Raw genomic sequence first — 12,308 nt, 5'->3', positions numbered from 1 at the left:
ACCAGGCGGGTCGCGCTGATGAGGAGTCAGCATGGGCATCGTCTTCAGTGATCTCGCCGTCTCGGCCGACGGGTACGCGACCGGCCTGAACCAGACCGAGGAGTCACCCTTCGGCGACATCGACACGAGTTGGCTGCACGACTGGATGTTCGACGCCTACGAGGAGAACAAGCCCGAGGTCGACGCCATCGTCGAATCCGGCGCGACCATCATGGGGCGGAACATGTTCGGCCCCGTTCGCGGCGAGTGGGATCGCGACTGGCGCGGCTGGTGGGGCGACGAGCCGCCGTACCGCAACCCGGTGTTCGTGCTCACGAACCACCCGCACGCGCCGATCGAGATGCAGGGCGGCACGAGCTTCCACTTCGTCACCGACGGCATCGAGTCGGCCCTCGCGCAGGCGCGGGAGGCGGCGGGGGATCAGCGCATCTCGATCGCGGGCGGCCCGACCACGGTGAACCAGTTCCTCGCAGCCGGTCTCCTCGACGAGCTGCGACTGCACATCACGCCCAGCATCCTCGGTGCGGGGGTGCGGGTCTTCGACGGCGTCCCTCCGCAGCGGCTCGAGCGGGTGTCGGTGCGTGCGACCTCGCTCGTCACGCACATCACCTATCGCCGGCTCTGAGCGGCGCGGGTTCGCGGCGAAGGGCTAGTGCGGCAGGGACGGATGCTGCTCGGCGCCGCGCTGCTTCGGGATGAACAGCGACAACACGACGGCGATGATGCCGGCGGCGATCGCCAGCCAGAAGCACACCTCGAACGCGGCGCGCGTCGGCACGAACACCCCGCCCACTTCGACGCTCATGGCGGCGAGGACCCCGCCCATCACCGCGGAGGCGCTGGAGGTGCCGACCGAACGGAACAGGGCGTTCAGGCCGTTCGATGCCCCCGTCTCGTTCGCCGGCACCGAGCGCATGATGATCATCGGCATCGCAGCGAACGTGAAGCCGATGCCGACGCCGATCAGCAGGTTGCCGACGAGGATGTGCCACACCTCGCTCGACCACAGCAGCACGAACACGTAGGCGAGCACGATCGCGACCGCGCCGACAGTGAAGAGCGGTCGTGGGCCGACCGTGCGCTCGAGCCAGCCGGACAGCGGCGAGATGATCATCATCACGAGGCCGGCCGGCATGATGACCAGCGCGGCGGCGACCATGTCGAGCCCGAAGCCGAATCCGCCGGCCGCCGGGCCCTCCAGCAGCTGCGGGAAGGTCACGTTCGAGGCGAACAGGGCGAAGCCCATGCCGATCGCAGCGATGTTCGTGAACAGGACCGCCGGTCGCGCGGCGACGCGCAGATCGAGCAGCGGATCCTTCGTGCGCAGCTGGTACCAGCCCCACACCAGCAGCACGACGACGCCGCCGATGACGCAGGCGAGCGCGAGCGGTGAGGTCCAGCCCCATTCCGCGCCGCGCGAGACGAACAGCAGCAGTCCGGTGAGGCCGATCGCGAGGCCGATGGCGCCGAGCACGTCGAGGCGGCCGGGGAAGCGGAGCACGTCCTCGGGGACGACGGCGAGCACCAGGGCGAGCCCGATCACGCCGAGCGCTGCCGCGAGCCAGAACAGCCAGTGCCAGTCGGCGTTCTTCGCGAGCAGGGCGGCCACCGGCATCCCGATCGCACCGCCGACGCCCATCGTGGCGCTCATGAGCGCGACCGCGGTGCCGAGCCGGTTCGTCGGGAGGACGTCGCGCATGATCGCGATGCCGAGCGGGACCACGCCGGTGACGGCGCCCTGCAGCGCGCGGCCGATGATGACGCCGACGATCGACCCGGACACCGCCGCGATCACGGAGCCGATGATGAGCAGGACCAGCAGCACGATGACGACGCGGCGTTTGCCGTACATGTCGCCGAGACGGCCGGAGATGGGGGTGGCGACGGCGGCGACCAGCAGCGTGATCGTCACGACCCACGTGGTGTCCTCGCGGGAGGCGTTCAGCAGCTGCGGCAGCTCGGCCTGCAGCGGCACGACCAGCGTGAACATGAACGACGAGCAGAGGCCGGCGAATGCGAGCACCGCGACGATCGCCCACTTGGGAGGGGTTCGAGAGAGACGTTTCCTGGCCTTGTCATCGTTCGAACCCACTGCCCAAGGCTATCGGCGCCAGCGGGCACCGGGGTCACCGAAGGCGTTCAGGACTGGCAGACTGGGCGGGTGCGAACCATCCGTGATCTCGACACCGTTGAACTCATCCTCGATGCGCAGGCCCTGCTCGACTCCATCAGGGGTCCACAGCGCGTGGTCGATGCCGGCACGCTGCGGGCGCTGCAGCAGTCGGGCAATTACGTCGTCGGCTTCTTCGACGGCGAGGGCGATGACGAGCGCATGGTCGGTGCCTCGATCGCCTTCTTCGGCGAGCCGGCCCGGCGTGCGATGCACTCGCACATCACCGCGCTGCTCCCGGAGTTCCGTGGCCGCGGTTGGGGTCGGGAGCTCAAGGAGCACCAGCGCCAGTGGGCGTTCTCGCGCGACGTCGGACGCATCACGTGGACGTTCGACCCGCTCGTGGCGCGCAACGCGCACTTCTTCCTGTCGGTGCTGGGTGCCAGGGCCACCGGGTACTCGGTGAACCGCTACGGCATCTTCGGCGGTGGCGACGCCGGCGACGAGAGCGACCGCCTCGACGTCGAATGGGCGCTCGCCGACATCGCGAAGCCGCCCGCATCCGATGACATCGTGGAGACGCTCGAGATCCCCGCCGACATCGAGGCCCTGCGGGAATCGGACCCGGCTGCTGCACACGAATGGCGGACGCGTCTGCGCGCGGAGATGGCCGAGATCCTCGGGCGGGGCCTGCGCATCGCGGGCTTCGATGTCGAACGCGGATACCTCTTCACCGCCTGAGTCGCACCGCCGGTGGCATCGCCGTCAGCGCGGTGGCATCGCCGTCATCGCGGCGGCAGCACGAACTCCCCGGTCTCGCCGGGGTTGACCGCGATCTCCCATCGGAACCCGTCAGGGTCGACGAAGTATCCGGAATACCCGCCCCATTCCCGTTGCTGGGCCGGGCTCACGGTCGCGCCCAGCCGCGCCGCCTCGGCGAGCACCTCATCGACCTCTGCGGGGGTCGCGAGGTTGTGCGACAGTGTGAGCGGTGCGATGCCGGATGCCGGGGCCTCGCCCACTTCGGCGGTGAACCCCTCGACCGACCACAGCGACAGGATGACCCGTTCGGCCACCGGGAACATCAGGACGTCGTCGCCCGAGAAGATCGGCTCCCAACCGAGGCCGTCGACGTAGAACGCCCGGCTGCCGGCGAGGTCTGCCACTGCGAGTGTGATGAAGCTGACGCGCTGTTCCATGCCGACGAGTCTGGCACCGGCATCCGACGTTCGGAACGGGTGCAGCTCAGCGCACACCCTTCATGAGCCGGAGCACCGGCTTGATCGACAGCAGGAGTCCGATGCCGACGACGATCGCGATCGTGCCGAGGATCGAGAAGTACGGCACCTCGTTCTTCGGATCGTAGAACTGCACCAGCCAGCCGGAGATCGCCGTACCCAGCGCGATCGAGAGGAAGAACAGCGCCACCATCTGCGTGTGGAACACCGCTGGCGCGAGCTTCGTGGTGACCGAGAGCCCGACCGGCGAGAGCAGCAGCTCGGCGACGGTGAAGACGAAGAGGATGCCGACGATCGCGAGCAGCGGTGTGGAGTTCTCCCCGCCGCCGGCGAAGGGGAGGAACAGCAGGAACGCCGAGCCCATGATGATCGCGCTCAGGCCGAACTTGACCGGCGTCGACGGCTGGCGTTTGCCGAGGCGGGTCCAGATCGCGGCGAAGACGCCCGACAGGATGATGATGAAGACCGGGTTGATCGACTGCACCCACGGGATCGGCATCTCGAAGCCGAAGATGTTCCGGTCGAGGCGCTCAGAGGCGTACAGCGTCAGCACCGTGAACTGCTGCTGGTACAGCGACCAGAACGCGACGCTGGTGATGAAGAGCGGCAGGAAGCCCCAGACGCGCGAGCGCTCGGTGCTGTCGATGCGCCGACTCGTGAGGATCACCGCGAAGTAGGCGATGGCGGCGACGAGCGTGCCGCCGATCACGATGGTCGAGAGGTTGTCGGCGCGGATCACGCCGAGCAGCAGGAGCACCGCGATGAGTGCGATGGCCCCGGCGGCGATGAGTCCGACGAGGGGGTAGCGCGATGCCGGGAGCGGGTTCGGCACCTCGCGCGCTGCTGCCGGCAACGAGCGACGCCCGAACGAGTACTGCACGAGTCCGAGCGTCATCCCGACGGCGGCCAGGCCGAAGCCCCAGTGGAAGCCGAGCGTGGACTGCAGGATGCCGGTGAGGATCGGTCCGATGAAGGCGCCGAGGTTGATTCCGAGGTAGAACAGCGAGAAGCCGGCGTCGCGGCGGTCGTCGTCCGGGGCATAGAGGGTGCCGACGACCGCGGTGGCGTTGGCCTTGAGCCCGCCGGAGCCGAGCGCGACGAGCACGAGGCCGACGCCGACGCCGACGAGACCAGGCAGCAGCGCGAGCGCGAGGTGCCCTGCCACGATCACGATCGCGCTGACGAAGAGCACGCGCTCCGACCCGAAGAGCCGGTCGGCGACCCACGCCCCGAGGATCGTGGACAGGTACACCGAACCGCCGTAGGCGCCGACGATGCCACCGGCGACCGCCTCGGGGATGCCGAGCCCGCCCTGCGAGACCGAGAAGTACAGGTAGATGAGCAGGATGCCCTGCATGCCGTAGAAGCTGAACCGCTCCCACATCTCCACGCCGAACACATGGACCAAGGACCACGGCTGGCCGAAGAATCGGGTGTTGTCGTCGCGGGTCCGATGGGTGGGCTGCGCTGCGCTCATCCCTCGACGGTACTCTTCGACGGGCTCAGAGTCCCAGCTGGTGGGCTCGGAGTCCCAGCTGGACCGCGGATAGAATGGGGACGCCCGTGTTCACGGGTCCCTCCCGCATCCGACCATTGGAGCCACCATGGCCGAACAGTCCCGCCTCGACAAGGTCATCGCCCTCGCCCGCCACCGCGGGTTCGTCTTCCAGGCCGGTGAGATCTACGGCGGTTCCCGTTCTGCATGGGACTACGGCCCCCTCGGCACCGAGCTCAAGGAGAACATCCGCCGGCAGTGGTGGCAGACGTTCGTGCGCGGCCGTGGCGACATGGTGGGGCTGGACTCCAGCATCATCCTGCCGAAGCGCGTGTGGGAGGCATCCGGTCACGTCGCGACCTTCACCGACCCGCTCGTCGAGTGCCTGCAGTGCCACAAGCGCTTCCGCGCCGACAACCTCATCGAGGACTTCGAGGCGCGCAAGGGCCGCAAGGCCGAGAACGGTCTCGCCGACATCCCGTGCCCGAACTGCGGCACGAAGGGCCAGTACACCGAGCCCAAGGCCTTCTCGGGTCTGGTGAAGACCTACCTCGGCGTCGTCGACGACGAGTCTGGCCTCTACTACCTCCGCCCCGAGACGGCGCAGGGCATCTTCGTGAACTTCTCGAACGTGCTCACCGCGAGCCGCAAGAAGCCGCCGTTCGGCATCGGCCAGGTCGGCAAGGCGTTCCGCAACGAGATCACCCCCGGCAACTTCATCTTCCGCACCCGTGAGTTCGAGCAGATGGAGATCGAGTTCTTCACCCCGCCGGCCGAGGCCCAGGAGTGGTTCGAGCACTGGGTCGAAGCCTGCTGGAACTGGTTCATCGACCTCGGCATCGACCCCGAGAACATGCGTCAGTTCGACGTGCCGGAAGACGACCGCGCGCACTACTCCGCCGGCACCATCGACGTCGAGTACAAGTTCGGCTTCACCGGCAAGGAGTGGGGCGAGCTCATGGGCGTCGCCAACCGCACCGACTACGACCTGTCGAGCCACAGCGAGGCATCCGGCCAGAGCCTGACGTACTTCGACCAGGCCACGGGCGAGCGCTACACGCCGTACGTGATCGAGCCGTCGTTCGGCCTCACCCGCGCGATGATGGCGTTCCTCGTCGACGCCTACCGCGAGGAGGAAGTGCCCAACGCCAAGGGCGGCACCGACGTGCGCACCGTGCTGAAGCTCGACCCGCGTCTCGCGCCGGTGAAGGCCGCCGTGCTGCCGCTGTCGCGCAACGAGCGCCTCTCGCCGCTGGCCCGCGAGGTCGCCGACACGCTGCGCGGCTCGTGGTCGGTGGACTTCGACGACGCCGGTGCGATCGGTCGCCGGTACCGCCGCCAGGACGAGATCGGCACCCCGTTCTGCGTCACGGTCGACTTCGACTCCCTCGACGACCGTGCCGTCACGGTGCGCGACCGCGACACCATGGCGCAGGAGCGCGTCTCGATCGACACGCTGCACGAGTACCTCGCCGAGCGCCTGAAGGGCGCCTGACCCGGCATCCCGCCCCGGCATCCCGCCCCGGCAACCTGCTGAGCCACCCCCTTGCGCGCGAACCGGCCCCTTGTGAACGTCCGCAAGGGGCCGGTTCGCGCACAAGGGGGCCGCTCGGCGGAGGGTCAGCCAGCGGTCTCGTGCCCTACTTCGCGGCCTTCGCGGCTGCCTTCATGGCCTTCTTGTGCTCGCGCACCTTCGTCAACGACTCCGGCGACACGATGTCGGCCACGCTGCGGAACGAGCCGTCCTCCCCATAGGCGCCGGCGGCCTCGCGCCAGCCCTCGCCCTCAAAGCCGTACTGCTTGCCGAGCAGCGCGAGGAAGATCTTGGCCTTCTGCTCGCCGAACCCGGGCAGTGCCTTGAGTCGCTTCAGGACCTCGGCGCCCGAGGGGTCGCCCTTGGTCCACAGCGCCGCAGCGTCTCCGCCCCAATCGTCGACGAGCGTCTGACACAAGGTCTGCACGCGCGTCGCCATCGATCCGGGGAAACGGTGCACGGCCGGCGTCTGCTTGAAGGCCTCGAGGAATTCGTCCGGTGCCATGCTCGCGATGGCCGTGGCGTCAGCGGCGCCCGTGCGCTGTTCGATCTTGAGCGGACCGGCGAACGCGGTCTCCATCGGCACCTGCTGGTCGAGCAGCATGCCAACCAGCAGCGCGAGCGGGTTGTCGGTCAGCAGGGCGTCGGCGTCGGTGTCGCCGGTGATGTGCAGGGCCATGCGTCCAGTCTGGCATCAGGCCGGAACTTCCGCGCTCGGGTGAGCGGCTGCGCGCTGGCTCAGGCGATGGAGGATGCCGAGTCGTCGTCGGCGTCGGATGCTGCCGCCGGCGCGATGCCGTACAGCGCGCTGATCGCTGCGGCGAACTCGTCGGCGCGACCGGCGGCGGCGAGCTCATGCGCGCGTGCGGTCGGCGTGTGCAACAGCACGCCGGACAGGTGCCGCAGCGCCTGCTCGACCTTGCCGTCCTCGTCGCCGCGTGCGCGTGCGCGTGCGATCTCGCTCTCGAGCAGCGTGAAGATGTGCGAGCGCAGCGCGACCACGGAGGGGATGACGCTCTGGCGTGCGCCGACGACGTGGAAGGTGTCTGCGGCTTCTCGCACGACGGTGCGCGCGGCATCCGTCGCCTGCAGCTCTTCGAGCGGGGCGTGCAGGCGGATGGTCTCGAGGTCGAGCAGCGCGACGCCGTCGAGCGATGCGACGGCCGGGTCGACGTTGCGCGGCATGCCGAGGTCGACGACGAGCTGGTGGTGCGATGCCGAGGCTCCTGTCGAGGGGTCGACGGGGCAGCCGACCGCAGCGAGGCCGGCCGGACGCTGCAGGTGCTCGATGCCGAGGACGGGCTCGGTGGCAGAGGTGCAGGTGATCAGCAGGCTGGAGTGCGCGGCGGTGCGGGCGTAGTCCTCGGCGGAGATCGCACGAAGACCGTGCTTCGCGGCGAAGATGTGGGCTCGGCCGGAGGGGGAGTAGACGGAGATGTCGACCGCGCCTCGCTCACGCAGTGTGGCGAGCGTGACCGCGGCGTAGGCGCCGGTGCCGACGAGCAGCACGCGCTCAGCGGACCAGTCGACGATGCGGCTGTCTGCGAGCTCGAGGGCGAGTCGCACGAGCGAGCGGCCGGCGCGACCGAGGGCCGTGACGTTCTTGACCTTGCGCTGCGCCTGGCTGGCGCGCTGGAACAGGCGCTCGAGCTCGGGGGAGGTGGTGCCCTCCTTGCGGGCCGACTTCAGCGCGCGGCGCACCTGGCCCGCGATCTCACCCTCACCGGAGACGACCGATTCGAGGCCGGAGGCCACGGAGAACAGGTGCTCGGCGACGCGGCGGCCGGCGTGCACGGTGTACGCACCATCCAGCTCGCTGGCCGGGACACCGGTGACGGATTCGACGGCTTCCAGCACTGCTTCGACGCCGATCGCGCCTGCCGCGGTGACCGGTTCGTCCATTTCCACGTACGCCTCGAACCGGTTGCACGTCGCGAGAACAACGGCACCCTGCACGCACGGAGTCATCTCCACAAGGGTGGGGGCGACGCCGTCGGGGGTGCGGCTCAGGCGTTCGAGCAGGTCGAAGGAGGCGGTCTTGTGACTCGCCGTGACACACAGCAGCACCCTTCGATTGTACCCCTCGTGCGCAGGCCCGGCCGCCGCCGCCCTTCAGCGGGAGCACACGCGCCGGATGGGAGGATGGATGCATGGCACTCTCCGATGCTCCTCTGCTGCGCGCTCTCACGGGCGACCGCCCCGAACGGACCCCGGTCTGGTTCATGCGTCAGGCGGGTCGGTCACTCCCCGAATACCGCGAGCTGCGGGTCGGCACCAGGATGCTCGATGCCTGTCTCACCCCCGAGCTCGCCGCCGAGATCACGCTGCAGCCGGTGCGTCGCCACGGTGTCGACGCGGCCGTGTTCTTCAGCGACATCGTGATCCCCCTCCGCCTCGCCGGCGTCGAGGTCGAGATCGAGCCCGGCCGTGGTCCGGTCTTCGCGAACCCGGTGCGCACGGCATCCGACGTCGACCGCATCACCGCGATCGACCCGGACTCGTTGGACTCGACCGCGATCGCCGAGGCCGTGCGTCTCGTGACAGCCGAACTCGGAGACACACCGCTGATCGGCTTCGCCGGGGCACCGTTCACGCTCGCTGCCTACCTGGTCGAGGGCGGGCCGTCGAAGGAGCACATGCGGGCACGCGGCATGATGCACGCCGACCCGGACTCGTGGAACCGACTGGCCGGATGGCTCGCCCAGATCTCGCGACGCTTCCTGATCGCGCAGCGCGACGCGGGGGCCTCGGTCGTGCAGCTGTTCGACTCGTGGGCGGGTTCCCTCAGCACCGCCGACTTCCGCGAGTTCGTGGCACCGCACTCGACCACAGCGCTCGAGGGCCTCGGCATCCCCAGCATCCACTTCGGCGTCGGCACCGGGCCGTTCCTCCATGACATGCGGCTCGGCGGCGTGGCCGACGGCGTCGGTGTCGACTGGCGGATGCCGCTGGATGAGGCCGCCGCGATCCTCGGTCCCGACGTCACGGTGCAGGGCAACATCGACCCTGCGTTCCTCTCAGCTCCCTGGCCGGTGCTCGAGGCGCATGTGCTCGACGTGCTGGCCCGTGGTCGTGCGGCGAGGGCGCACATCGTCAACCTCGGCCACGGCGTGCCGCCCGAGACCGACCCCGATCAGCTCACGCGCATCGTCGAGCTGGTGCACGAACGTGGCTGAGACCCCCGCGACGCCGAGCGCCGATGACCTGGCGTCCCGTGCCGCCGGCACGCACATCGTCGTGATCGGTGGCGGTGTGGGCGGACTCATCGCCGCCCGTGAGTGCGCGAAGGTCGGCATGCGCGTGACGCTGTTGGAGGCCGCGGATGCCGTCGGCGGAGCGATCCGGCGCACCGAGCTCGACGGCGTCGGGCTGGATGCCGGTGCCGAGAGCTACGCGACCAGAGGCGGCCACGTGCGGGCCCTGTTGCAGGAGCTCGGTCTCGGTGACCGCATCGTCGCGCCGGCCGCCGGTGGAGCCTGGCTCGCCGGCATTCCGGGGATCGGCGCTGCACCGCTGCCGGTCGGCGGTCTGCTCGGCATCCCCTCGAACCCCTTCCAGGAGGACGTCCGTCGCGTGATCGGGTGGTCTGGCGCGTGGCGTGCCTACCTCGACCGCGTGCGTCCGCCGCTCACGATCGGACACCAGCTCTCGCTCGGTCGGCTGGTCGCCTCGCGCATGGGCGCGAAGGTGCGCGACCGCCTGGTGGCCCCTGTGACGACGGGCGTCTACTCGGCGTCCCCGGATGACGTCGACGTCGATGTCGCGGCTCCCGGTCTGAACGCGGCGTTGACCCGTGTGGGCTCGCTCTCCGGTGCCGTGATGGCGCTGCGACAGGACGGTGCGGCGCGCAAGACTCCTGGTGCCGCGGTCGAAGGCCTCATCGGCGGGATGGGTGCGGTGCTCGACGCGCTGCTCGAAGACCTGGCGCGCTTCGACGCCGAGGTGCGGACGGCGACACGTGTCGAGCAGGTCGCGCGCGACGGCGACGGCTGGCGCGTGACCTCGCGATCGCGGCCGGAGGCCACCGCGGACGATGCCGATGACGAGTCCGAGCCTGCGGATCTCGTCGAGGAGTTCGACGCGGATGCCGTGATCGTCGCGACCGACGAGGGCACCGCCCGTGTGCTGCTCGCCGACGCCGTGCCGGCGCTCGCCGCGAGCATGGCCGGCGCCGCCGTCGTCGCGCCGGAGATCGAGGTCGTGACGCTGCTGCTCGATGCGCCGGTCCTCGACGCCGCCCCGCGCGGCACCGGCGTGCTGACGGTGCCCGGCAGCCACATCGCGAAGGCGCTCACGCACTCGACCGCCAAGTGGGACTGGGTGCGCGAAGCCGCCGGCGGGCGGCACGTCGTGCGGGTCTCCTTCGGTGCGCAGGGCGAACCGGCGGCCACGGCCGAGCTCGATGACGATGCCGCAGCGCAGCTCGCCCTGAGCGAAGCATCCGCTCTGCTGGGAGTGCCGCTCGCTCCGTCCGCGCTGATCGCGGCGCATCGCGCCCGGTACGTGCAGGCGCAGCCGGCCTCGATCATCGGAGCAGGAGAGCGCCGGGATGCCGCTCGTGCAGCGGTGCAGGACGTACCAGGGCTCGCCGCCGTCGGTGCGTGGCTCGCCGGCACGGGATTGGCGCAGGTGCTGCCGGATGCGAAGGGCGAGTCCGACCGGTTGCGGCACGCCCTGCTCTTTGCGTGAGTGAACTCCTGCTGTCAACCCCCTCCCCGGTAGATGCCGAAATCGGCATACGGGGTTACGCTGGGTACCTGGCCGACGGGGATCGAACGCCTGCGGCTCGACCGGAACAACGTGAGGAGACCCCATGAAGGGGAAGATCGGACTCGTCGTCGGACTCGGCGTGGGGTACGTCCTCGGCACGCGTGCCGGGCGCGAGCGGTACCAGCAGATCAAGACGCAGTGGCTCAAGGTCTGGCACCTCGACCCGGTGCAGGAGCGCGTCGAGGTCGTGAAGGCCTTCGTCGGCGACAAGGCAGCCGCGGTTCCCGGTGCGATCTGGAACGGCGCTGTGAAGGTCGTCTCCTCGATCGGTGGGTCCGGCACTCCCGGTGAGAAGCTCGACACCGCGATCGCCAAGGGCAAGCAGGCAGCGGAGGACGTGGCGGATGCCGCGGAGTCCGTGATCGACGACGCCAAGGCCGCTGTGTCGAAGTCCACGCCGAAGACCTCGGCTGCGAACAGCTCGGCGAGCACGAGCTCGAACACGAAGCCGGCGGCGCGCAAGCCCGCAGCGAAGAAGACCGGCGCCTGAGATGCCCCGCGGATTCCGTGACCGCGCCGACGACAGTCTGCTGACGCTGCTCGGGGACCTCCCCGAGCTCGTCACGAACCTCGTCAAGGCTGAGATCGACAATGCCAAGGCGTGGATCTCGCGCACGGCGAAGGATGCAGGCGTCGGGTCTGTCTGGTTCCTCGTCGCCCTGTTCTTCCTGTTCTGGGCTGTGCCGGTGATCCTCGTGTTCGCGATCGCCGGACTCTCGTCCTGGTGGCCGGTCTGGCTGTCGGCGATCGTCGTCTTCGGCATCCTGCTGCTGGCCGTACTGCTGTTCGCGCTCCTCGGCATCCTGAAGTTCCGCAAGGTCCTGCGGCGACAGAACCCGGCACAGGCCGTGGCCGAAGACATCCGACTCGTGAAGGACGCCGGCGATGACCGTCTCTGACAACCTGCCCCGTACCGTCGTGCCCGTCGGGATCGTCGATCCCGTGCAGTCCGCTCGGGCCGAGCTGAAGGCCGCGCTCGCTGCGATCGAGATCAAGGGCAACGTCCCTCGACGCGTCGAGAAGGCATCCAAGCGCGCCATCGCGAAGGGGCGGGTGTTCGCGGATCGCAATCCGGTCGCCGCCGTCGCGGGCGTCGTCGTCCTGGCCGCCGCCGTGGGCGGAGTGGTCTGGGGAATCGCTCGTATCATCTCGCGCTGACGT

13 protein-coding genes are annotated in these 12,308 nt (G+C 69.5%); 8 read left to right on the top strand and 5 right to left on the bottom strand.

Annotated features, from left to right (window positions below):
- Positions 1–31: 31 nt before the first annotated feature.
- Entirely contained in the window at positions 32–625 is a 594-nt protein-coding gene (locus RS83_RS03850) for a dihydrofolate reductase family protein (RefSeq protein ID WP_045278203.1), read from the top strand.
- Positions 626–649: 24 nt separating this feature from the next.
- Here the strand turns inward: RS83_RS03850 and RS83_RS03845 are convergent, their stop codons facing one another.
- Positions 650–2,092, bottom strand: a complete 1,443-nt coding sequence (locus RS83_RS03845; RefSeq protein WP_082071511.1) for an MFS transporter — start codon at positions 2,090–2,092, stop codon at positions 650–652.
- A 69-nt stretch (positions 2,093–2,161) separates the two neighbouring features.
- Between RS83_RS03845 and RS83_RS03840 the strand changes: the two genes are divergently transcribed.
- A complete protein-coding gene (locus tag RS83_RS03840) occupies positions 2,162–2,851 on the top strand; it encodes a GNAT family N-acetyltransferase (RefSeq protein WP_045278202.1) in 690 nt (229 codons plus the stop codon).
- A 44-nt stretch (positions 2,852–2,895) separates the two neighbouring features.
- Here the strand turns inward: RS83_RS03840 and RS83_RS03835 are convergent, their stop codons facing one another.
- Complete coding sequence (locus tag RS83_RS03835) at positions 2,896–3,309, bottom strand: VOC family protein (protein ID WP_045278324.1); 414 nt, start codon at positions 3,307–3,309, stop codon at positions 2,896–2,898.
- A gap of 46 nt (positions 3,310–3,355) precedes the next feature.
- Positions 3,356–4,825 carry a peptide MFS transporter gene (locus RS83_RS03830; protein WP_045278201.1) on the bottom strand — a complete coding sequence of 490 codons (1,470 nt, stop codon included), beginning with the start codon at positions 4,823–4,825 and terminating at the stop codon, positions 3,356–3,358.
- A 127-nt stretch (positions 4,826–4,952) separates the two neighbouring features.
- Between RS83_RS03830 and RS83_RS03825 the strand changes: the two genes are divergently transcribed.
- The gene (locus tag RS83_RS03825; protein WP_045278200.1) at positions 4,953–6,338 is read left to right on the top strand and encodes a glycine--tRNA ligase; all 1,386 of its coding nucleotides are present in this window, start codon (positions 4,953–4,955) and stop codon (positions 6,336–6,338) included.
- A 145-nt stretch (positions 6,339–6,483) separates the two neighbouring features.
- Here RS83_RS03825 and RS83_RS03820 read toward each other — a convergent pair whose 3' ends face one another.
- Together RS83_RS03820 and RS83_RS03815 are read right to left on the bottom strand one after the other, a co-directional pair.
- Entirely contained in the window at positions 6,484–7,056 is a 573-nt protein-coding gene (locus tag RS83_RS03820) for an HhH-GPD-type base excision DNA repair protein (protein WP_045278199.1), read from the bottom strand.
- A gap of 59 nt (positions 7,057–7,115) precedes the next feature.
- Positions 7,116–8,444, bottom strand: a complete 1,329-nt coding sequence (locus RS83_RS03815; protein WP_045278198.1) for a glutamyl-tRNA reductase — start codon at positions 8,442–8,444, stop codon at positions 7,116–7,118.
- An 83-nt stretch (positions 8,445–8,527) separates the two neighbouring features.
- Between RS83_RS03815 and hemE the strand changes: the two genes are divergently transcribed.
- From hemE to RS83_RS03790, 5 genes are all read left to right on the top strand, one after another.
- Positions 8,528–9,553, top strand: coding sequence for a uroporphyrinogen decarboxylase (gene hemE / locus RS83_RS03810; RefSeq protein ID WP_045278197.1), 1,026 nt, complete (start codon positions 8,528–8,530; stop codon positions 9,551–9,553).
- The gene (locus RS83_RS03805; protein WP_045278196.1) at positions 9,546–11,066 is read left to right on the top strand and encodes a protoporphyrinogen/coproporphyrinogen oxidase; all 1,521 of its coding nucleotides are present in this window, start codon (positions 9,546–9,548) and stop codon (positions 11,064–11,066) included. The genes hemE and RS83_RS03805 overlap by 8 nt, the downstream gene beginning before the upstream one ends.
- 124 nt (positions 11,067–11,190) lie before the next feature.
- On the top strand, positions 11,191–11,637 hold the full coding sequence (locus tag RS83_RS03800) for a hypothetical protein (RefSeq protein WP_045278195.1): 447 nt from the start codon (positions 11,191–11,193) through the stop codon (positions 11,635–11,637).
- Between the two features lies 1 nt (position 11,638).
- Complete coding sequence (locus RS83_RS03795) at positions 11,639–12,046, top strand: phage holin family protein (protein ID WP_045278194.1); 408 nt, start codon at positions 11,639–11,641, stop codon at positions 12,044–12,046.
- The gene (locus RS83_RS03790; protein ID WP_045278193.1) at positions 12,033–12,305 is read left to right on the top strand and encodes a hypothetical protein; all 273 of its coding nucleotides are present in this window, start codon (positions 12,033–12,035) and stop codon (positions 12,303–12,305) included. Before RS83_RS03795 ends, RS83_RS03790 begins: the two co-directional genes overlap by 14 nt.
- The last annotated feature ends 3 nt before the right edge of the window (positions 12,306–12,308 follow it).

Source organism: Microbacterium oxydans (assembly GCF_000956525.1).
GTDB lineage: Bacteria > Actinomycetota > Actinomycetes > Actinomycetales > Microbacteriaceae > Microbacterium > Microbacterium oxydans_A.
Note: the sequence above shows the minus strand (reverse complement) of the source record. Positions and strands in the feature narration are given on the sequence as shown.

What these genes read in the sequence shown, in the direction of transcription:
- RS83_RS03850 (WP_045278203.1), top strand. Translation starts at nt 32, where the DNA reads ATGGGCATCGTCTTCAGTGATCTCGCCGTCTCGGCCGACGGGTACGCG.
- RS83_RS03835 (WP_045278324.1), bottom strand. Translation starts at nt 3,309, where the DNA reads ATGGAACAGCGCGTCAGCTTCATCACACTCGCAGTGGCAGACCTCGCC.
- RS83_RS03830 (WP_045278201.1), bottom strand. Translation starts at nt 4,825, where the DNA reads ATGAGCGCAGCGCAGCCCACCCATCGGACCCGCGACGACAACACCCGA.
- RS83_RS03825 (WP_045278200.1), top strand. Translation starts at nt 4,953, where the DNA reads ATGGCCGAACAGTCCCGCCTCGACAAGGTCATCGCCCTCGCCCGCCAC.
- RS83_RS03820 (WP_045278199.1), bottom strand. Translation starts at nt 7,056, where the DNA reads ATGGCCCTGCACATCACCGGCGACACCGACGCCGACGCCCTGCTGACC.
- hemE (WP_045278197.1), top strand. Translation starts at nt 8,528, where the DNA reads ATGGCACTCTCCGATGCTCCTCTGCTGCGCGCTCTCACGGGCGACCGC.
- RS83_RS03800 (WP_045278195.1), top strand. Translation starts at nt 11,191, where the DNA reads ATGAAGGGGAAGATCGGACTCGTCGTCGGACTCGGCGTGGGGTACGTC.
- RS83_RS03795 (WP_045278194.1), top strand. Translation starts at nt 11,639, where the DNA reads ATGCCCCGCGGATTCCGTGACCGCGCCGACGACAGTCTGCTGACGCTG.
- RS83_RS03790 (WP_045278193.1), top strand. Translation starts at nt 12,033, where the DNA reads ATGACCGTCTCTGACAACCTGCCCCGTACCGTCGTGCCCGTCGGGATC.